The 19,539-nt window shown below is 54.4% G+C and carries 19 protein-coding genes; 6 read left to right on the top strand and 13 right to left on the bottom strand.

From position 1 onward, the window contains the following. Nucleotides 1–13 precede the first annotated feature (13 nt). From WG891_RS16955 to WG891_RS16945, 3 genes are read left to right on the top strand one after another with little or no spacing between them, the layout of a single operon-like run. Complete coding sequence (locus WG891_RS16955) at nucleotides 14–4,039, top strand: cellulose biosynthesis protein BcsC (protein ID WP_337263880.1); 4,026 nt, start codon at nucleotides 14–16, stop codon at nucleotides 4,037–4,039. 2 nt (nucleotides 4,040–4,041) lie between these two features. Next, nucleotides 4,042–4,521 carry a cellulose biosynthesis protein BcsD gene (gene bcsD / locus WG891_RS16950; RefSeq protein WP_337263881.1) on the top strand — a complete coding sequence of 160 codons (480 nt, stop codon included), beginning with the start codon at nucleotides 4,042–4,044 and terminating at the stop codon, nucleotides 4,519–4,521. 8 nt (nucleotides 4,522–4,529) lie between these two features. Then, nucleotides 4,530–5,549 (top strand): glycosyl hydrolase family 8, encoded by a 1,020-nt coding sequence (locus tag WG891_RS16945; RefSeq protein ID WP_337263882.1) that lies wholly within the window; start codon nucleotides 4,530–4,532, stop codon nucleotides 5,547–5,549. 49 nt (nucleotides 5,550–5,598) lie between these two features. On the opposite strand, the gene WG891_RS16940 is transcribed toward WG891_RS16945, so the two are convergent. Further along, complete coding sequence (locus WG891_RS16940; protein ID WP_337263883.1) at nucleotides 5,599–6,237, bottom strand: flavin reductase family protein; 639 nt, start codon at nucleotides 6,235–6,237, stop codon at nucleotides 5,599–5,601. A 131-nt stretch (nucleotides 6,238–6,368) separates the two neighbouring features. Here WG891_RS16940 and rlmF point away from each other — a divergent pair, with 131 nt between their 5' ends. Further along, a complete protein-coding gene (gene rlmF, locus WG891_RS16935) occupies nucleotides 6,369–7,334 on the top strand; it encodes a 23S rRNA (adenine(1618)-N(6))-methyltransferase RlmF (protein WP_337263884.1) in 966 nt (321 codons plus the stop codon). A gap of 41 nt (nucleotides 7,335–7,375) precedes the next feature. Here rlmF and glnQ read toward each other — a convergent pair whose 3' ends face one another. From glnQ to WG891_RS16915, 4 genes are all read right to left on the bottom strand, one after another. Beyond that, nucleotides 7,376–8,098, bottom strand: coding sequence for a glutamine ABC transporter ATP-binding protein GlnQ (glnQ, locus tag WG891_RS16930; RefSeq protein WP_076941141.1), 723 nt, complete (start codon nucleotides 8,096–8,098; stop codon nucleotides 7,376–7,378). Then, entirely contained in the window at nucleotides 8,095–8,754 is a 660-nt protein-coding gene (gene glnP / locus WG891_RS16925; RefSeq protein WP_337263885.1) for a glutamine ABC transporter permease GlnP, read from the bottom strand. Before glnP ends, glnQ begins: the two co-directional genes overlap by 4 nt. 105 nt (nucleotides 8,755–8,859) lie before the next feature. Then, the gene (gene glnH / locus WG891_RS16920; RefSeq protein WP_076941143.1) at nucleotides 8,860–9,603 is read right to left on the bottom strand and encodes a glutamine ABC transporter substrate-binding protein GlnH; all 744 of its coding nucleotides are present in this window, start codon (nucleotides 9,601–9,603) and stop codon (nucleotides 8,860–8,862) included. A 372-nt stretch (nucleotides 9,604–9,975) separates the two neighbouring features. Further along, entirely contained in the window at nucleotides 9,976–10,242 is a 267-nt protein-coding gene (locus WG891_RS16915; RefSeq protein ID WP_156293801.1) for a DksA/TraR family C4-type zinc finger protein, read from the bottom strand. Between the two features lie 180 nt (nucleotides 10,243–10,422). Here WG891_RS16915 and WG891_RS16910 point away from each other — a divergent pair, with 180 nt between their 5' ends. Next, nucleotides 10,423–10,959, top strand: a complete 537-nt coding sequence (locus WG891_RS16910) for a shikimate kinase (RefSeq protein WP_337263886.1) — start codon at nucleotides 10,423–10,425, stop codon at nucleotides 10,957–10,959. 31 nt (nucleotides 10,960–10,990) lie between these two features. Here the strand turns inward: WG891_RS16910 and nanQ are convergent, their stop codons facing one another. Beyond that, nucleotides 10,991–11,458: an N-acetylneuraminate anomerase gene (gene nanQ / locus WG891_RS16905; RefSeq protein ID WP_337263887.1), complete on the bottom strand. Its 468-nt coding sequence runs from the start codon at nucleotides 11,456–11,458 to the stop codon at nucleotides 10,991–10,993. A 198-nt stretch (nucleotides 11,459–11,656) separates the two neighbouring features. After that, nucleotides 11,657–12,544, bottom strand: coding sequence for a threonine/homoserine exporter RhtA (gene rhtA, locus WG891_RS16900; protein ID WP_337263888.1), 888 nt, complete (start codon nucleotides 12,542–12,544; stop codon nucleotides 11,657–11,659). 397 nt (nucleotides 12,545–12,941) lie between these two features. Here rhtA and ompX point away from each other — a divergent pair, with 397 nt between their 5' ends. Further along, nucleotides 12,942–13,460, top strand: coding sequence for an outer membrane protein OmpX (ompX, locus tag WG891_RS16895; RefSeq protein WP_337263889.1), 519 nt, complete (start codon nucleotides 12,942–12,944; stop codon nucleotides 13,458–13,460). A gap of 121 nt (nucleotides 13,461–13,581) precedes the next feature. Here ompX and WG891_RS16890 read toward each other — a convergent pair whose 3' ends face one another. From WG891_RS16890 to ltnD, 6 genes are all read right to left on the bottom strand, one after another. Beyond that, nucleotides 13,582–14,112, bottom strand: coding sequence for a GNAT family N-acetyltransferase (locus WG891_RS16890; RefSeq protein ID WP_337263890.1), 531 nt, complete (start codon nucleotides 14,110–14,112; stop codon nucleotides 13,582–13,584). A gap of 102 nt (nucleotides 14,113–14,214) precedes the next feature. After that, nucleotides 14,215–15,585, bottom strand: coding sequence for a GntP family transporter (locus WG891_RS16885; RefSeq protein ID WP_337263891.1), 1,371 nt, complete (start codon nucleotides 15,583–15,585; stop codon nucleotides 14,215–14,217). Between the two features lie 109 nt (nucleotides 15,586–15,694). After that, complete coding sequence (locus WG891_RS16880; RefSeq protein ID WP_337263892.1) at nucleotides 15,695–16,471, bottom strand: HPr family phosphocarrier protein; 777 nt, start codon at nucleotides 16,469–16,471, stop codon at nucleotides 15,695–15,697. Between the two features lie 4 nt (nucleotides 16,472–16,475). Then, the gene (gene otnC, locus WG891_RS16875) at nucleotides 16,476–17,126 is read right to left on the bottom strand and encodes a 3-oxo-tetronate 4-phosphate decarboxylase (protein WP_076941152.1); all 651 of its coding nucleotides are present in this window, start codon (nucleotides 17,124–17,126) and stop codon (nucleotides 16,476–16,478) included. Continuing rightward, on the bottom strand, nucleotides 17,123–18,385 hold the full coding sequence (otnK, locus tag WG891_RS16870; RefSeq protein WP_337263893.1) for a 3-oxo-tetronate kinase: 1,263 nt from the start codon (nucleotides 18,383–18,385) through the stop codon (nucleotides 17,123–17,125). Before otnK ends, otnC begins: the two co-directional genes overlap by 4 nt. After that, on the bottom strand, nucleotides 18,385–19,299 hold the full coding sequence (ltnD, locus tag WG891_RS16865; protein WP_337263894.1) for an L-threonate dehydrogenase: 915 nt from the start codon (nucleotides 19,297–19,299) through the stop codon (nucleotides 18,385–18,387). Before ltnD ends, otnK begins: the two co-directional genes overlap by 1 nt. Nucleotides 19,300–19,539: the final 240 nt, after the last annotated feature.

Genomic DNA, 19,539 nt, shown 5'->3' with positions numbered 1-19,539 from the left:
ACAGGAGCTGTCCATGGAATATAACCAATTGAACATACTGTTGAAAAAGAAACTTTGCTCGGCCTCTTTGGTCGGGCTGACGGTATTCTCGGTCTCGGCGATGGCCGATGACAGTAACCCGGCGTTGAAAGCCCTCTTTGAGCAGGCTGCCTATTGGCATGATAAATCTCATGATGATTTAGCCCAGAGCGCTCTGCAGAAAGTTTTACTGATGGATGAGAACAATACCGAGGCGATGTATCTGTTGTCTTTGTATGCCATGCAGGGCGGTGATAAAGAAAATGCTGAACTATGGCGAAAAAAACTGAGTAGCGTGGCGCCTAACGATCCGCGCCTGAAGGCGTTGGATGGCAGTTCGGTGGCTCAGTCGCCAGCGGCTAAAAATCTGTTAGCACAGGCTAGGCAGTATGCAGCGAAGGGGAATTTCCCTCAGGCGATTGCCAGTTATCAGGCTATTTTCAATGGTAAAACCCCGATCGACAACCTGGCTAATGAGTATTATCTCACCCTGGCGGGCACCCCGGAGGGGCGGCAAGAAGCGATCGATGGCCTGAAGCAGCGTCTTGCCTTGCAGCCCAGCGACACTCAAACCCAGGTCGTTCTGGGAAAGGTGATGACTTATCAGGAATCGACGCGCCGGGAAGGGATTAGCAGGCTGGCCGCGATAGCTCCTACCAATAGCGAGGCCGATCAGGGCTTGAAGCAGGCGTTACTGTGGCTGGCACCGCAGCCTGCAGATAAGCCGCTGTATGACGCCTATCAGCAACGGCATCCGGCAGACAAGGCGGTTGCCGCCTATTACCAGCAGAATATTGCCGGGGCCGCAAAGAGCGCCGGGTATGCCGAATTGAATAAAGGGCAGTTGAGCGGCGCGAAGAGCCAGTTTGAAAGCATTCTGGCCAGTAACCCGAATGATCGGGATGCCTTGGCAGGTATGGGTTTTACTGCGATGCGCAGTGGTGACTTCAGCCAGGCAGAGAGCTATCTCACTCAGGCGGCGAAGCAAGGTGGCCCACAAAGTGCGCAGTGGAGCGCATTAGCCCAGGATGCCAACTTTTATGGTTCATTGACCAAGGCTAAACAGGCAGTCAGTGCAGGTCAGTTGGATGAAGCTTTAGCCCTCACAGCGCCGCTGGCTAATGCCACCGGTGATAAAGGTAATGCCGTGACGCTGTTCCGCGCGGATGTTTCGCGCAGAAAAGGGGATTTTGCAGCGGCGGAACAGGATTATCGCGGGTTGCTGGCGCAGAACCCACAGAATAACGATGCAAAACTGGGGCTTTATTATCTGTTATTGCAACAGCGTAACAAAGAAAAAGAGGCCGAACTGGTTCTACAGACGATACCTGCCAATCTGCGGCCTAAAGTCATGCGGGCGGTCGCAGGTGTCAACGTTGAACCATTGCGTAAAGAAGCCGCATTAGCGGTGCAGAATAATGATTCTCCGCGCGCGCTGATGATTCTGCAGCAGGCGTTGGAAAAACAACCATCGAATGTCTGGGTGCGCTTGGATATGGCACGCATTATGTATAAGCAGGGGCAGGAGCTTCAGGCTCAAACTTTGATCTCCCCGCTGATGCAGATGGGGGCCTCGCCCGATGGGCTCTATGCTGCCGCGCTGTTTGCCTCTGAGCGCAATGATTGGCTGAACGTTTCTACGCTGATGGCGCGTATCCCGGCTTCCAAGCAGACGCGCGATATGCGGGAATTAGCCGCAGTGGCCTCTGTCAATCAACAGCGTGCAAGTGCTGAAAATTATCTGCGCCAAGGCAACACCGCCAGTGCCGCCGTGATCCTGCGCCAAATGGCGCAGAAACCCCCCACTGAACCTGCAGCGCTTGGGGAGTTGGCTAAAGATCTGATGGCGGTCGGTGATACCTCCATGGCGGTGCAGTTGGTGCGCGAGAATATGCGCCAGGGCGTTAAAGGGAGTGCGGGTGATTATGCTGCCCAGATCGCGGTGCTGAATCAGGCAGGATTAAGCCAGGAGGCCGATGCCTGGTTAAATAACCCGGCATTGCTGGCGAAAAGTTCGGCAAGAGAGATCGGCCAGTTGCGAAACGGTGGTGTGATCAATGAAGCCGATAAACTGCGCCTGCAAGGGCAGTATGGCGCCGCCTATGACAAATTGATCGCAGCCTTGCAGAATGATCCCCAGAACGCGGACATCATGCTGGCGATGGGGCGTCTCTATCAATCCGGTAACATGAACAAGGAAGCCGGGCAGGTCTACAACTATCTGCTGAGCCGTAACAGCCTGAATCAGGGGGCGCGTGAAGGTGCGGCAGGCGTTGCTCTGGCGGATGGGGATGTCAGCAAAGCTAAACAACTGCTGGGTGGGTTGCCCGCGGTAAAAACGCCAGACCAACTGCTGCTTGCAGCCCGTGTAGCCCAGGCCGATGGCAATTACACGCAAGCCATGTCTCTGCTGCGTGAGGCGAAAAGCCGCCTGAGTGGCGTGAGCGTATCATCGACAGGGAACGGGCAGGCGTTGATTGGTGGCTTAAGATTGGCGGATAACCCGTTTGCCACACAGGCATCTACGCAATCAACGTTGAGCACGACGCCTTCCGCTTATGGTGAGGTTTTACCTTGGCAGGTGGCAGCCCCTACTCTGGCAGGCAGTTATGCCAATAGCGTCTTACGCCAACCGGCCAAAAATCCGACCTTGCAGCAGATCGAAAAGCTGATGGATGAGGTGCAAAACAAAACGGCGACCTGGGTGCAGGGGAACATCGCGTTGCGTGATAACAGCAGCGGTGAGAGTGGGCTGAGTAATATTACGGAAATAAAAAGCCCGATCAGCGTGTCGGGTATGCCGATCGATAATGGGCGGGTGACATTTAATGTGACCCCGGTCATGTTGAAGTCAGGCACGCCGTCTGACAGCGCCAGCGTTCGCTTTGGTACCGGTGCTTTGCAGCAGGCTAAGGCCGTTGAGGCAGCGACACAGGCATCGATTATTGCTTCGCAGAACTCCATCGCTGCCGCGCAGGCGGCCAATCTGCGCTATCAGGAAATTCACGCGACGCGGGATCACCTGTGCTCTATTGATTCCACCTCAGCAGAATGTGATGCCGCGACAATTGCACAGGCGCAAGCTTATGAGGAAAAACAGTTACTCGATGGGCAGATAACTCAGCCGCAGAAATATAACCCGAATGATTTCTATGCTGATTCCCCTGGGCAACAGCAAGAAACCGGTGTCGAACTGGCTCTGGCATTGAGTGGGGACAGCTACAAACTGGACGTCGGCAGCACGCCACTGGGGAGCGGAATCAGTTCAGTCATCGGTGGCGTGAAATGGTCACCCAAAGTCGGCGATCATTCTACATTGGATATGACGCTGGAACGGCGGGCAGTTGCGGATAGCCTGCTCTCCTATGTCGGTACTGAGGATGTGATCACCGGTAAGAAATGGGGGGCAGTGACCAAGAACGGCGGTAGCCTGAATCTGGGGTTTGATGACGGTACCGTCGGCGCTTACGGTGGCGCGGGTTATTACAGTTACCTGGGTGACAATGTTGCCAGCAACAAAAGTATCAATGCATTGTTGGGCGCTTATATCCGCCCTTATAAGGATGATGAGAATGAGCTCAAAGTGGGTGTCAACGTTAACTATATGAACTTTGACAAAAACTTGAGCTACTTCAGCTATGGTCAAGGGGGATATTTCAGCCCGCAAGATTATGTCAGTATCTCCCTGCCAGTTGAATTTACTCAGAAGCAGAATGAGTTCACCTATACGTTGGGTGGCACTGTGGGGTATCAGTCTTATCACAACAAGGAAAGCGAATATTTCCCTAATGATCCCGATCTCCAGTCACAATTAGAGGGATTGGTTAGCCAAGGCTATGGTAAGGAGGCCATGTATGCCGCTGAAGATAAAAGCGGTATTGGCTATAGCCTGAAAGCGGCAGGGACTTATAAAGTTACGCCTAGTATGTTGGTCGGAGGGCAGTTGGGTTATGACACTTTCGGCAGCTATTCCGAGAGCACGGCTTTGCTCTATTTTAAATATCTGTTAGATGGGAAATAACCATGCAAGATATTAATAATGCGTCTTATGAACTCGATTATTATCGTCGGCAGCAGTTTAAACCAGGCTGGCAGAGTCTGATGGAAGTGGTTTTTTCTGGTATTTTTGCCTCGGCCGATGAGGCGGACAGTCGGGACTTTTTACGTTTGATGGGGAGCCAACTGGCAGAAAAAACGCCGTTGCCCGAGGCGGAAACGGTGGGGGATCTCGAAGATAGCATCAACGCGGTGTTGAGCCAGTTCGATTGGGGATGGGTGAAGGTTGATGCCAGCGAGCAGGAAATATTGCTGACGCATTATGCTCATCCACAAGCGCCCGATCCCAATAACGAGTTGCTGTGGAGTCTCTCTTTTGCCACCGTACTGGAAGGCGCATATGCCACCTGGCTGTTGGCTCAGGGCGGGGCACCGCATGTTGCTCTGCGCCAGAACCAGCAATATCAGGATCATACATTGGTTTTTAGCTACAGAAACGGGCAATAAAGGTGAATATGGTGGCTAAATATACTCAGGGTTGGGTCAGAATATTAGCGTTGCTGACCGGGTTGCTGTTTTCTTTTGGTTCTGTTGCGCAGGATAATGCTTGGGCGCTCTATAAACAGCGTTTTTTATTACCTGACGGACGCGTTGTTGATACCGGCAATAATAATATCAGCCATACCGAAGGGCAGGGATATGCCATGTTGCTGGCGGTATATAATAATGACCAGCAGGCTTTTGACAGTATGTGGCGGTGGACTAACGCGACGTTATACCGTAAGGATATCGGGCTATTTTCTTGGCGCTATGAACCTGGCAAAGCTGTGCCGATAGCGGATAAAAATAATGCCACCGATGGCGATATCTTTATTGCCTGGGCACTATTGGAGGCAGGGAAAAAATGGAACGTCAGGGAATACCTAAGGAGCTCATCTGAAATACAGCGCTCATTGCTGCGGCATACGTTAGTAAAATATGCTGGTTATAACGTGATGCTGCCAGGGGTAACCGGTTTTAAACAGGCTAATTCGATCACGGTAAATCCTTCCTATTTTGTTTTCCCCGCTTGGAAGGCGTTCTTTGACTATACCCATCTGCTGGTATGGAAACAGCTGAGCGATGACAGCTTCGCCATGCTCAATAAAATGTCATTTGGCAAGGCACAGCTCCCGACGGATTGGGTCACGCTGTCTGCCGACGGCCGTATGACACCAGCGAGTGGTTGGCCGCCTCGTTTCGGGTTTGACGCGGTACGTGTTCCCTTGTATGTCCACTGGTATCAAAGCGACAGCCCGGCGCTGGCTCCCTTCGTAAGGTTCTGGCAGGGTTATAATCGCCAGGCGGTGCCTGCCTGGGTGAATGTGATCACCGGTGCACGCTCCGGGTATAACCAAAGCCCCGGTATGATGGCGGTCAGAGACCTGGTGCTCGGCGCTGGCGGGCAATTGACTAACCGCTTGACCGCCGACGAGGATTACTATTCCGCCAGTCTGTATCTGCTGACCTATTGGTCCGTCGCCAGCCAGCGTTAATCTTTGGTGTAGCGTTCAGTTTGCGAGGATCGCAGCCTGAACGCTGACTTCAAGGCTTACGTGCATCCGGGCGCACCAGATCAAAGCGGTGCTGCTCGGAGATGCCATAGTAAGCGGTCGGGCCACCGGCACGCAGCACCGGCTGTGCGGCTGCGGTTTGGTAGACGCCCTGTTCGTCCAGCAATACCGGGTCGATATGCACCGCGACCACTTCCCCTAATACCAGCCAGGTTTCGATGTTCCCCCCCGCGGCATTTTGCAACTGAATGCATTGCGTCAGGCGGCATTCAAAGTTCACCGGGCTTTCTGCGACCCGTTCCGCTTTTACCCGTCGCCCTGGGATTGGTGTCAATCCGGCGAAGGCAAATTCATCTTCACCGCGCGGCAATGATGCAGAGCTGTTGTTCATGGCTTCTGCTAATGGGCGCGTTGTCAGGTTCCAGACAAACTCACCGGTTTCCACAATGTTGGCAACGCTGTCTTTCCAGCCAGTGCTGGCAAAGCCGATAATTGGTGGGCGATAATTGAAACAGCTGAAAAAGCTGTAAGGGGCCAGATTACGTTGGCCAGCGGCGCTGAGCGAGGAAATCCAGCCGATCGGCCGTGGGCCGACGATGGCGTTCAGTGGATCGTGCGCCAGGCCATGGCCTGCGGCAGGTTCATAGTAATAACGGGGTTTGCTGCTCATAATCACTCTTGTCGGGAAAGATCCAGTTTACATTTTGACGTTTTTCACCTCGGCTGCAAGCGCCTGCCGCTCTTTTAGCGGGCTTTGTGCTATCTTACGCGCCAGAAAACCCTTTCAGAGAGCCCGTTACGGTGGAAAAAAAGAAAAGCTTCCCGCAGCAGAAAAGCGGCCTGCATCCGCGCAATCGCCATCGTTCACGCTATGATTTTCCGGCCTTGATAGCCAGTTGCCCGGCGCTGGAGCCGTTTGTGAAGCCCAATGCCTGGGGTGATATCTCGGTGGATTTTGCCGATCCGGCGGCGGTTAAAATGCTTAACCGCGCGTTGCTGCAACATTTTTACGGTATTGAGCACTGGGATATTCCTGCCGATTATCTTTGCCCGCCGATCCCTGGGCGTGCTGATTATGTACATCACCTGGCCGACCTGCTGGCAACCAGCAACGGCGGTGAGATCCCACGCGGTAAAGGGGTAGCGATCCTGGACGTCGGCGTCGGGGCCAACTGCATTTACCCTATCGTTGGGCTGCGCGAATATGGCTGGCGCTTTACCGGTTCGGAAATCGATCCGGTTTCCTTGAATGCGGCCAAAATGATTGTTGCCATGAACCCGACGTTGAAGAACAGCGTGCGCCTGCGTCAGCAAAAGCAGCCGGAGTTTATTTTCACCGGCATTATCGGTGCTGCTGAGCGTTTTGACGCCACGTTGTGCAATCCGCCGTTCCACGGTTCTGAGCAGGAAGCGCACGCCAGCACGCGCCGCAAGCTTCACAAGCTGGGTAAAGGCGAAGTCGCCGATAAACCGGTGCAAAACTTTGGCGGCAAGAATAATGAATTATGGTGTGAAGGTGGGGAAGAAGCCTTTGTGCGCAAAATGGTGGCGGAGAGTGTCAGCAAGGCGCAACACTGCCTGTGGTTTACTTCGCTGATTTCCAAAAACACCACCTTACCGGCTATTTACGCTGCGTTGAAGCAGGCTGGAGCGGTTGAGGTGCGCACTGTTGAAATGGCGCAGGGGCAGAAGATCAGCCGTTTTGTGGCCTGGACCTTCCATAATGGCGAGCAGCAAGCCGCTTGGGCGGCAGAGCGTTGGCAATAAAAAAGCGGGCATTAAAATACCCGCTGGTTTGGCGTAATCGCTCAGGAAACGTGTTGCAGGAACTCGCGCAGGCGCGGGCTTGGTGGATGGTTGATCAGATCGTGCGGGTTGCCATCTTCGGCCACTCGCCCTTTATCGATAAAGATCAGACGTGACGCCACTTTTTCAGCAAAACCCACTTCGTGAGTGACGATCACCATCGTCATGCCTTCTTCTGCCAGATCCTGCATGACCTTCAACACTTCGTGACGCAGTTCCGGATCGAGGGCCGAGGTGGGTTCATCGAACAACATCATTTTCGGCTTCACCGCCAGCGCACGGGCAATCGCAACGCGCTGCTGTTGGCCACCGGAAAGCTCAGAAGGATAATGGTGAGCACGCTCAGCCAGCCCGACTTTGGCTAACAATTCGCGCGCCAGCTTTTCGGCATCGGCCTTTTTCAGGCCACGCACGCGGATCGGGCCGAAGGCCACGTTTTCCAGCGCGGTCAGGTGCGGGAACAGGTAGAACTGTTGGAAAACCATGCCTGCCTCCTGACGGATCAGGCGATCGTCCACTTTCGGATCGTTAACTTTCAAGCCATCGACAATCAATTCGCCGCTGGTGATTTCTTCCAGCTTATTGATACAGCGCAGCAGGGTAGATTTACCGGAGCCGGAAGGGCCGATAATTACCACGACTTCACCCTGAGTAATTTTCAGGTCAATATTGTGCAGCACCTGGGTTGGGCCAAAGTGCTTGGAGACATTTTTAAATTCAATCACAGGATTTTCATCCTTCTTTCCAGCCGACGCAGAACGAAGCTCAGCACCAGGGTAATAATCAGATAAATAACCGCCACGGCGCTCCAGATTTCCAGCGCGCGGAAGTTACCGGCAATAATTTCCTGGCCTTGGCGGGTCAGTTCCGCCACGCCAATCACGATAAACAGCGATGTGTCTTTGATGCTGATGATCCACTGGTTACCCAGCGGCGGCAGCATGCGGCGCAGCGCCAGCGGCATGATCACATAGCGGATGGTTTCACGGCGTGACAGCCCTAAAGCCAGCCCAGCCTCACGGAAACCGTTGTGGATCGATAGCACCGCACCGCGCGTGATTTCCGCAATATAGGCACCGGAGTTGATCATGATGGTGACCACGGCGGCGCTGAACGGATCGATGCGTAAATTGCTGAAGGCCATCGGCAAGGCGAAGTAGATGAACATTACCTGTACCACAATCGGCGTACCGCGGATCACTTCGATGAAAACCAGTGCCACGTGGTTGGCAATCCAACCGCCGTAGGTACGGGCAAAGCCGGCAACAAGGCCGATGAGCAGGCCACCAATCAGACCGAGGACCGAAATCCACAGGGTCATTTTGGCGCCTTCTAACAGAATGGGAATGGCAGGCCAGATGGCACTCCAATCGAACTGCATAATCATTTCTCCCGGTGATCCCAAACAAGGGAATCAGATACAACAAAGCGCAGGGGTGGGTACACCTCCCCCGTGCTTAACTTAGTGGCTAACCAATTGAATAAATTACTTAGGTTCGGTACCAAACCATTTTTTGTAGATTTCGTTGTAGGTGCCGTTGTCACGCAGGGTTTTCAGCGCGGCGTTGACTTTCTCACGCAGTTCGTCGCTGCCTTTCGGGAAGGCGATGCCATATTGCTGGGCTTCCAGTGATTCGCCTACGGTTTTGAACTTACCGGCACCGGCAGTCTTGATAAAGTACAGGATGTTTGGCGTGTCGTGCAGTACGGCATCAGCACGCTGGGTACCCAATTCCATATAGGCGTTGTCGATGTTCGGGAACTGGCGCAAATCTTTGGTTTTGATGTGCTGCTTGGCGTAATCCACCGAACCGGTGCCGCTCTTCACTGCCAAGACTTTGCCATCCAGATCGGCAATGCTTTTCACGCTGTCGTTATTGGCGTTCACCATCACCAACAGACCGCTTTTGTAATAACCATCTGAGAATTCGATCGCTTTCTTACGCTCTTCGGTGATGGTGATCCCCGCCAGCGCCAGATCCACGTTCTTGGTTTGCAGCGCAGGAATAATGCCGCTGAAGTCCATTGGCTTCAGGGTGTAATCCAGCTTCAGTTCTTTGGCGATAGCGGCCCACAGGTCGATATCAAAACCAACGTATTGGTCACCCTGCTTGAATTCGAATGGAACGAAAGCGGTATCAGTGGCGACAACCAGTTTATCTGCGGCGTGGGAGCTTACGGCGAAGGCCAGGGAAAGTGCGGCCAGGGAAACTTTAAAAATCGACTTCATGAGAGGAATTCCTGTACAGGTTGCGGATTACCCATTTTCTATGTTGCATTTGGTGCTATGGAAGAATCATGCCAAGTTTGCAATCATTCAAAAAACAAAGGGTTGTGTCGTTATGCTATGCCCAGAATGATAAATCTTATCGTTATGCACCACTATTGGGCACCAAAATGGTGCATTATGACGACCTTGGTGCATCGGCCTATCATTAACCAAAGAATGGATGTGAAACAACCGATAATTAACAGTTATGCTTCAATTTTGATAACTAACTCTAACTTTGCTCCTGCAATATGTTTATCTCTGGTGCAGGAATGTTCGAATTGCACGATAAAATGAACAGGGAAAGCGAATAAATCCGCCACCTTATCAGAATCAGCGCAACTGGCTATCTTTACTACCACGGCGGTTATACAGGCTGTTCACCGATTGCCGTTGATCCAGCTCAGTTTGGCAGGCCAGGCAGTAACGCACGCCGGCTAGCGCTTTGCGCCGGGCTTCAGGGATCTCCTCCCCGCATTCCAGGCAGTACTGTTCGCTTTCACCATGCCCCAGTGCCTGGCGCGCACGCTGAACGGCATCGTCCACCGTGGAATCGATTTGATCCTGAACCGCGCCGTCTGCTGCCCATCCGTTTGCCATGCTCACCTCGCTGCAGTGTATCCTTTGAGTGTAATGTGGGTTGTTTATTATACAATCTGGTCTGCGAATAAAAGAAATACCGTTGCCGTATGGCTGCGATGAACCCAGCCCAGTGCGATATTTTCCTCTGTTAATTCATGCTGATATACTTATCACCTTTCAATTGCGTGGGCCGAAGCAATGAAAGTTAACGTGGTAGGAACCAGCGGCAGCGGCAAATCCACCGTGGCGCGCCAACTGGCGCAGAAGCTGGCAGTGCCTTATATCGAAATGGATAAGCTTTATTGGCGATCAGGCTGGCAAGGAACACCGGGTGATGAGTTTCTGGCACGGGTTAATCTGGCGCTGGCAGAAGCCGCTGCAGGCTGGGTGCTGGATGGCAACTATACCCGCACCAAAGCGATTAAATGGCGTGAGGTCGACTGGGTGGTCTGGGTCGATTACGGTTTCTTTCGCACGCTGTGGCAAGCCATACGCCGTGCAACACTGCGTTCCTGGCGGCAGAGCGAGTTGTGGCCCGGCACAGGAAACTGTGAGAGTTTCCGGCGTTCTTTCTTCAGCCGGGAGTCGATCATCTGGTGGACGCTAAAAACATATCGCCAGAACCGTAGCAAGTATTTAGCCGAGATGCAGGATGCGGATAACGGTCACATTCGTTTTATCCACCTGCGTTCACCCGCTGAAACGGCTTCTTTCCTCTCTAGCCTCCAGAGGTAATTGAGCCGGTCAATCGACCGGCTCAATGTTGCTACAGCAGTAACTCGTAATGCACTTTCACCACCACTTTTTTGATACTTTTTGCCCCACGCACCTGGCAACCGGGTTTATGGGGTTCCAGCGGGAAGAAAATCACATACATACCGGGGGTGAGGTTCAAGGTTTGCGGGCTGCGTTTGATATCCAGCATTTGCAGGTCCTTGCTGGCATCGTAAGGATCGTCGCTGTCCCAACTGCCGGGTAGACCATAGTCAATCCGCTCCTCGCCGCCGATCAGGATCTGAATATCCAGATACTCCTGATGAATCTCTGCGCGTTTGCTTTCGGCGGGTTCCGTCACCAGTTCCATCACATTCATAAACACGCGATCGCCATCGATCTCATGTCGCCCCAGCGCCAGGCCGGGTAAATCGTATTGGCGAACGGTGTTGAGGATATTGGCTAATGCTGGTGAGAGGCCGCGTCCAAAGCGAGGATTGTACAAACTACCGTATATCATCCTGATTCTCCGTAATGAACTATAGGCGGCAGCCGTTGGCTGCGGCCTTATATAACGTAATGAAATTAAAAAACTAACACAAAGGACTTGTTGCAAGTATGGCCATTGTCAAACCAAAAAACAGTTAAGTCGATTGCAATCACATCACGGAATCAGGATTTATTTACTCGCCGCTGCGCGGATTGGCGCAGCAACAGGTCATGAAAGACTCTCAATCTGCGGCTTGGGTTTAATGGTCAGTGTCGCGCCCATTGAAGCGGCAATAATGGCGGCCAATGCCAGCCATTGCACATTGGTGAGGTGCTCATTGAGGAAGATCATGCCAGAAAGCGCCGCCAGCGCCGGTTCCAGGCTCATCAGGGTACCAAAGGTGCGCGCCGGGATCTTGGGCAACGCGATGATTTCCAGCGAATAGGGCAGTGCGGTAGAGAGAACGGCCACCGCCAGCGCCACGGGGAGAATATCCACGTTCAACAACGCGCTGCCCGTTTGCCAGGCACCGATCGGGCAAAATACGATCGCGGCAACCAGCGAGCCAACGGCGACGGTGCCAGGCCCGTGATCGCCACCGGCCTTCTGGCCAAAGATAATGTATATCGCCCAACAGGCACCGGCACCTAAAGCGCATGCGGCACCGAGGGGGTCGATACTGCCGATATCGTGGCCGAGAGGCAACAGGAACCCCAGGCCGATAACCGCCAATGCCACCCAGACAAAATCGATAGGGCGGCGTGAAGAAAACATCGCCACCGCCAGCGGGCCGGTGAACTCCAGTGCCACGGCGATGCCGAGCGGCACCGTGCGCAGGGAAAGGTAGAACAGATAATTCATCGCCCCCAGCGACAGCCCATAGATCAACAGCGGCAGCCGGCTACCCGCAGCAAAACGCATCCGCCAAGGGCGGAAGATAATAAACAGAATCAAGGTGCCAATCCCCAGGCGCAGGGTGGTGATCCCTTCGGCTCCGATCAGTGGGAACAGGCTTTTCGCCAGCGAAGCACCGCTCTGAATCGAGATCATCGCAACGATCAGTAAGCAAATAGGCAACAGCGCGGAAGACGCTTTAGCAGTAACAGACGAAGACATCTCTTCAAGCCTTGTGGGCGCTTCCCAACTCTTGAGAAGGCGTAACGAAAACGGGTGAGCATAAGTGTAAATGAATTGGTATGGGGGTGTCTGCAAAAGCCTGTCAGCAAAAGTAAACCGTCAAATTTTTGCACAAAGATCGTGCGAATGTGTAAAAAACACCCACCCTCTACACGTTTTAGCACGATTGAATAGGTGATTTTTGTCACAAAAAAGCGTAGGATGCAATTGAAAATATGGGTAAATTAGGTGGCTGTAGTATTCTTGTAATTTTCTGTTACACGATACAAAGCTTTAGACACTGTTTTAAAGGCAGAGTTTCACGCTGATTTTTGCTATATTTTCAACGTATGAACAAATGGTTGTACTTAAAAATAAAACGTGTTTGAGGTGGTTTATGAAAAAAATTGCATGTCTTTCCGCAGTAGCAGCTTGTGTATTAGCCGTTAGCGCCGGTAGCGCATTCGCCGGTGAGAGCACTGTATCCGCTGGTTATGCCCATGGCGATTTCCAAGGCGTAGCTAACAAAGCTGATGGTTTCAACCTGAAATACCGTTACGAGTTCGACAACAGCCCGCTGGGTGTGATCGGTTCCTTTACCCATCTGGAAAAGAACGGTACTGAAAGCGGTTTCTACAACAAAGTACAGTACAGCGGCATCACTGCGGGTCCTGCTTACCGCTTCAACGACTGGGCGAGCATCTATGGTGTGATCGGTGTGGGTTACGGTAAGTTCACCAGCAACGCTAAAGACGGTTCTAACGACAACAGCAACAGCGATTACGGTTTCACTTACGGCGCTGGTCTGCAATTCAACCCAATGCAGCAAGTTGCTCTGGATGTAGGCTACGAGCAGAGCCGCATCCGTAGCGTTGACGTTGGCACCTGGATGGTTGGTGCAGGTTACCGCTTCTAAGTTTTCTTCACGCCCGCTGGCGTGAATGTGTGGCCTTGGTTGCTGCACCTATTGAAAATCCGCCTTCGGGCGGATTTTTTGCTTTTGACGCGCGTGAACTGGCTGATTCGCAATCTCTTTCTCACAGCAAACGCTGCATCACCACGATAGGCTGCTGGTGATACTCGCTGTGGTGGCTTTCGGCAAAGCCAACCTTCTTGGCCAGCCCGAGAGAGGGGCGGTTTTCTGGGGAGATAATGCAGACCGTTTTGCCGTGCGGAAAATGCCCGGCAGCCCAGGTTAGCGCAGCCTGCAGTGCTTCGGTGGCATAACCTTTGCCATGAGCAGCACTGTTTAACGCCCAGCCCATTTCTGGTGCATCAAGCGCAGGCTCAATGGCACGATGAAAATTGGCAAAACCAATGTCGCCAATATAGTTGCCACTGACTTTTTCACGCACCGCCCAATAGCCGTAACCTAACAATTGCCAGTGGCCAAGGTAGCGCAACAGGCGGCTCCAACTGTCCTCCGCGCTGCGCGGTGTGCCGCCGATATAGCGAACAACGGCAGGATCGGCCCACATGGCCGCCAGATCGGCAAAATCGTCCAGCCGGTGGGCATCCAGTATCAGGCGTTCGGTAATCAGCGTGGGTGCGGTAGTGATGGGGGTCATGATGATCTTCCTGAACAAGGGCTGAGGCTTAAGTGTAGGGGCGAATAGATTCGCCCCATTAATTTACCTCATATACCGTTTTGGCACATCATCAGCACATGGTTAGACCGCCAGCCACAGCAGCCAGGTGAACACGAAGCCGCTCAGGCCGAGCAGGGTGGTCAATACTGTCCAGGTTTTCAGGCCATCGGCCACCGAGAGACCCAGGTATTTGGTGACAATCCAGAAACCAGAGTCATTAACGTGAGATAGTCCCAAGCCGCCAAAGCAGGTGGCGAGCGTCACCAGCACCAGTTGTAGCTGGTTCAGGCCGGTAACCGCTTCGGAAAGCAGCCCTCCGGTGGTCAGAATCGCCACGGTGGCAGAACCCTGTGAGGCACGCAGCGCCAGGGAGATGATAAACGCCGCCGGGATCAAGGGCAGGCCAATGGTGGTGAGCACCTCTGCCAGCGCTTTACCAACGCCAGACTCCACCAGCACTTTGCCAAACACCCCGCCCGCCCCGGTTACCAGAATCACCACCGCCGCGGTCGGCAGCGCAGCGCCCATGATGTCGCTGGTATGTTGCAGGCTCCAGCCACGGCGCATCGCCAGGAAGTAGAACGCCAGCAACAGGGCAATCATCAGGGCCACCGCCGGAGCACCGATCAAAGATAAAACATCGCGCAGCGCCGAACCCGGCTCCAGCAACGTGGCTGACACGGTGCCGAGCATAATGATGGCGATAGGAATGACAATCAGCGCGGCAATCAGCCCGGCCCCCGGTGGATTGATGCGATCGCTGAGCGGTGCGTTGCTATCAGAGCTTGATTCAGGGGCAGCTAACTGCAACTGCTCCAAGACTTCGATGGAAAGCGGGTAGGCTTTACGGTTCAGGTACTTTGCGGCGAAGTAGCCGATAATCCCTACCGGAATACAGATCAGCAGGCCAATAATCGTCAGCCAGCCGATGTCGGCGTGCAGTAACCCGGCAGCGGCCACCGGGCCTGGGTGCGGCGGCAGTGCAACGTGCACGGTCAACATAACGCCCGCCATCGGCAAGCCGAATTTCAGCGGGGAAACTTTAGCCACCTTGGCAAAACCGTAGATAATCGGTGCCAGAATGATAAAGCCGACGTCGAAGAACACCGGGATGCCCAGGATAAAGGCAGCCATGGTCAGCGCGGCGATGGTGCGTTTTGGCCCCAGCGCTTTACTGAAGCGCTGCGCCAGCGATTCGGCACCGCCGGAGTGTTCGATCATCCTGCCGAGCATAGCACCCAGGCCGATGATAATCGTCACTGAGCCTAACACGCCGCCCATCCCGGCGGTCATCACTTTCATCACTTCACCGGTCGGGATACCGCTGGCCAAGGCGACCAGCAGGCTGACCACCAGCAGGGCGACGAACGGCTGAACTTTGGCCTTGATCACCATCAGCAGGAGCAGCAGTACGCCCAAGAGGGCGATGATCAGTAGCATAGAGGTAGACATGGTATAGCCTTTATTCTGATAAGAGTCCGGCACCGCGATCGCCCAAAGGCGATACGGGTGCGTTTGATGTTTTTATAGGGTTTAGTACCTGGTGTTGGCCGATGCCCGACTACAGGTAAGGTTTCACCCAGCCGAGACCTGCGGTGGTTTCACCCCGTGGTTTATATTCACAGCCGATCCAGCCCTGATAACCCACCTTGTCCAACAGCGCGAACAGCCAAGGGTAGTTCAATTCCCCGCTGTCTGGCTCGTTGCGATCAGGCACCGAGGCAATCTGAATATGGGCATAACGCCCAGCCAGTGAGGTGACCAGATTGCTGATGTTGCCGTCCACCAACTGTGCATGGAAGAAATCGAACTGGATGAAGACGTTTGGCCGGTCGATCGCAGCAACCAGATCTGCCGCCTGATGCTGGCTGGAGAACAGATAGTTGGGTTTCACCGGCGGGCTGAGCGCTTCAATGAGCACCTTGATGCCGTGAGGCGCAAAGCTATCGGCAGCGTAACGGAGATTACTGATAAAGGTTTCCCGGTAGCGGGCGATCTCCTCACCCGGTGGCACCACGCCAGCCATGACGTGCACACAGGGGCATTTCAGCGCGATTGCGTACTCCAGAGCGCGGTCAATGTCTGCACGGGCATCCGCTTCGCGGCCGGGCAGCGCCGCCAGCCCCCATTCGCCCGCGCTGACGTCACCGGGGGCGGTATTGAACAGCACCTGTGAAAGCCCGTGCTGGCGCAGTTTTTCTGCCAGCAGATCGGCAGGGTATTCATAGGGGAACAGGAATTCTACCGCTTTGAATCCGGCGGCCGCGGCGGCAGCAAAGCGATACAGAAACGGCAGCTCGGTAAACATCATCGATAGGTTGGCAGCAAATTTTGGCATTTTTTCAGCTCCGTAATTCGGCAATTTCATCGGCGGTTAAATAACGAATCGGGCGATCGCCGAGGGTGAAAATCAGCTTCGCCGCATCTTCCATTTCTTCGGTATTGTTCGCGGCTTCGCGCAGGCTTTCACCGGTCACAACGGGCCCGTGGTTGGCCAACAGGAAAGCCTTATACGCCGGTGCCAGCTTGGCGAGATCTTCCGCTAACCGCGTATCGCCTGGGCGATAGTAAGGCACAACCGGCACCTGACCGACGCGCATCACCACATACGGGGTAAAAGGCTTGATGGCATTTTCCGTATCCAACCCCTGCAGGCAGGAAAGGGCGGTGAGGTAAGTGCAGTGCAGATGTACCACCGCCTTGCAGGCCGGGTTGTGTTGATACAGCGCCCGGTGAAAGCTGATCTCTTTCGATGGCTTATCACCGGAGATCCACTCACCGCTCAGGCTGACTTTTGACAGCCGATCGGCCTGCAGCTCCCCTAGGCAAGAGCCGGTGGGGGTCGCCAACAGGGTGCCATCCGGCAGCAACAGCGAGAGGTTACCCGCTGAACCGGTGGCATAGCCACGTTGGAAGAAAGAGGCGCCCAGGCGCACCATTTCTTCTCTGGCCTGCAGCTCGGCGGCAGAGGGCTGTGCAGCGGCGATCGTCATACAGGAAACTCCGTTTGTGCTCTGGCGAAAAAGTTTTCATCGCCGAAGTTGCCCGATTTCAGGGCCAGTGAGACAGGTTGTTCGATAGCGCGTACCCAAGGGACACCGGGGGAAATGCAGGGGCCGATGTGGAATCCGCGGATCCCCAACGCCTGGGTGACAACGCCAGAGGTTTCGCCGCCAGCGACGATAAAACGGCTGAACCCACGCTGCTGCAGGCGTGTGACCACATCGGCAAACAGCGCTTCCACTGCCAGGCTGGCCGCCTCAACACCATATTGCTGCTGAGTCTGCTGCAACTGCTCCGGTTCGGCGGTGGCATACAATAGGGGAGCCAGCGCTGCTCGCGCATGCTGTTCCACCCAACTGCTGAGTTCGTCGGCATAGGCGCTGCGATCGGCGTTATCCATGCAGCGTGCGACCGCAATGGCCTGTGCGGCAGCCTGCTGGCGATAGCGAGCAACCTGTTTATTGGTCATGGTCGAGCAGGAACCGGAAAGCACCACGGCTTTTTGGCCCTGGGGGGCTCCGGCGGATTGCGCCTTTTCCTGGCCCGGCTGCGCCCATTGGCGAGCAATGCCGATCGCCAGCCCGGAACCACCGGTCACCAGCTTCATGGTTTTCAGCGCTTCCCCTTGGGTGAGCAAATGCTGCTCATTGAGGGTATCCAACACGGCGTAGCGCACGCCTTGCTGCGCTAGCTGCTGCAGTTTCTCTTTTACCGCACCGGCCCCGCGATCCATCTCTGCCGCATTAACCAGCCCACAGCGACCGCTTGCCTGCGCCTCCATCAGCCGCAGCAGATTGCTGTCGGTCATTGGTGTGACCGGGTGGTTGCGCATGCCGGATTCAGACAGCAGTTGATCCATCACGAACAGATACCCTTGATACACCGTGCGCCCATTGACCGGCAGCGCAGGGGAGATCACCGTTTGCTGTTCGCCCAACGCATCGAGTAAGGCATCGGTCACCGGGCCGATATTGCCCTGCGCGGTGCTGTCGAAGGTGGAACAGTATTTGAAATAGAACTGGCGGCAGCCTTGCCGTTGCAGCCAGGCCAGCGCCTGCAGCGATTGCTCTACTGCCTGATCGACCGGGCAGGAGCGTGACTTCAGGCTGATCACCACCGCCTGAGCATTCACCGGTGCATCGTCCTGCGGCACGCCGTTCAGTTGAACGGTGGGTAAGCCGTTTTCTACCAGGAAGCTGGCGATATCGGTCGCGCCGGTAAAATCATCGGCAATCACTCCGAGTAACATTAGGCGTTCCTCTTGTTGTCTGGCAGGTTGATGCCGGAGAAAATCTTGATCACCGCGCTGTCGTCTTCTTTACCGTAACCGGCATTGCTGGCGGAGGTGAACATATTGAATGCCGTGGACGCCAGCGGCAGCGGAAAGTGCAGCGCTTTGGCGGTGTCGGCCACCAGCCCGAGATCTTTAACGAAGATGTCCACGGCGGATTTTGGCGTATAGTCGCCATCTACTACGTGACGCATACGGTTCTCAAACATCCAGGAATTCCCCGCAGCATGCGTCACCACATCGTACATGACGTCCAGCGGAATACCGGCGCGTGACGCCAGCGCCATCGCTTCGGCCCCGGCGGCAATGTGCACGCCAGCCAGCAGTTGGTGGATGATCTTCACCGTAGCACCCAGGCCGATCTCTTCGCCGATGCGATAGACTTTACCGGCAACGGCGTCCAATACCGGCTGCAACTGGGCGAAGGTAGCTTCGTTGCCGGATGCCATTACCGTCATCTGGCCCTCTGCGGCTTTAGCTGCGCCGCCGGAAACCGGGGCGTCCAGCATGTTAAGGCCATAGGCTTTCAGCCCCTGTTCGATCTCTTTGGCATCGGCGGCGGCAATGGTGGAAGACACCATCACTGCGGTGTTGGGTTTTAGCTGTGCGGCCAACCCGTTGTCGCCAAACAGAATGTGTTTCACCTGTGCCGCATTCACCACCAGCAGCAAGACGGCATCCAGTTCAGCGGCAAACTCTGCTGCGCTGGTGGACGCCTGCTTGGCTCCGGCCTGCTGCAGTGCGGCCAGCGCCTGTGGATTGAGATCGACACCATAAGTGGTGAGCCCGGCGTTGATGCATGAGGTTGCCGCGCCCATGCCCATGGAGCCCAAGCCGACGATACAGACTGAATAATTTCCTGGCTGTGTCATGAAACACTCCTGTTAATTTTAGTGATTATTTGTTTTGTTGTGTTAAATGTAAGCGTTTTTTCGCCCGATATCGGTGATCGTCTTCACAATTATTAACAATGCATCAGAGCATCAACCACAAGAGAAAATTTACTTAACATAATGCTTTTAAAAGTTTTTTATGATTACGATCGGTTTCACAGTCTGAAAAGCTTTGCTTTCGCTACACGAGAATTGACGTAAAATCACAATTATTATCAC

It is taken from the genome of Serratia sp. MMO-28 (genome assembly GCF_037199905.1).
GTDB lineage: Bacteria > Pseudomonadota > Gammaproteobacteria > Enterobacterales > Enterobacteriaceae > Chania > Chania oryzae.
The sequence above is the reverse complement of the archived record's forward strand: the minus strand, read 5'-3'. Positions and strand labels throughout refer to the sequence as shown.

Bases quoted from the DNA above. Each gene is read 5' to 3' on its own strand.
- otnK (WP_337263893.1), bottom strand. From the start codon at position 18,385: ATGTTACTCGGAGTGATTGCCGATGATTTTACCGGCGCGACCGATATC.
- WG891_RS16945 (WP_337263882.1), top strand. From the start codon at position 4,530: ATGGTGGCTAAATATACTCAGGGTTGGGTCAGAATATTAGCGTTGCTG.
- ompX (WP_337263889.1), top strand. From the start codon at position 12,942: ATGAAAAAAATTGCATGTCTTTCCGCAGTAGCAGCTTGTGTATTAGCC.
- WG891_RS16910 (WP_337263886.1), top strand. From the start codon at position 10,423: ATGAAAGTTAACGTGGTAGGAACCAGCGGCAGCGGCAAATCCACCGTG.
- rhtA (WP_337263888.1), bottom strand. From the start codon at position 12,544: ATGTCTTCGTCTGTTACTGCTAAAGCGTCTTCCGCGCTGTTGCCTATT.
- WG891_RS16890 (WP_337263890.1), bottom strand. From the start codon at position 14,112: ATGACCCCCATCACTACCGCACCCACGCTGATTACCGAACGCCTGATA.
- WG891_RS16915 (WP_156293801.1), bottom strand. From the start codon at position 10,242: ATGGCAAACGGATGGGCAGCAGACGGCGCGGTTCAGGATCAAATCGAT.
- nanQ (WP_337263887.1), bottom strand. From the start codon at position 11,458: ATGATATACGGTAGTTTGTACAATCCTCGCTTTGGACGCGGCCTCTCA.
- WG891_RS16885 (WP_337263891.1), bottom strand. From the start codon at position 15,585: ATGTCTACCTCTATGCTACTGATCATCGCCCTCTTGGGCGTACTGCTG.
- WG891_RS16880 (WP_337263892.1), bottom strand. From the start codon at position 16,471: ATGCCAAAATTTGCTGCCAACCTATCGATGATGTTTACCGAGCTGCCG.
- ltnD (WP_337263894.1), bottom strand. From the start codon at position 19,299: ATGACACAGCCAGGAAATTATTCAGTCTGTATCGTCGGCTTGGGCTCC.
- WG891_RS16940 (WP_337263883.1), bottom strand. From the start codon at position 6,237: ATGAGCAGCAAACCCCGTTATTACTATGAACCTGCCGCAGGCCATGGC.
- otnC (WP_076941152.1), bottom strand. From the start codon at position 17,126: ATGACGATCGCCGCTGCACAGCCCTCTGCCGCCGAGCTGCAGGCCAGA.
- WG891_RS16955 (WP_337263880.1), top strand. From the start codon at position 14: ATGGAATATAACCAATTGAACATACTGTTGAAAAAGAAACTTTGCTCG.
- glnP (WP_337263885.1), bottom strand. From the start codon at position 8,754: ATGCAGTTCGATTGGAGTGCCATCTGGCCTGCCATTCCCATTCTGTTA.
- bcsD (WP_337263881.1), top strand. From the start codon at position 4,042: ATGCAAGATATTAATAATGCGTCTTATGAACTCGATTATTATCGTCGG.
- glnH (WP_076941143.1), bottom strand. From the start codon at position 9,603: ATGAAGTCGATTTTTAAAGTTTCCCTGGCCGCACTTTCCCTGGCCTTC.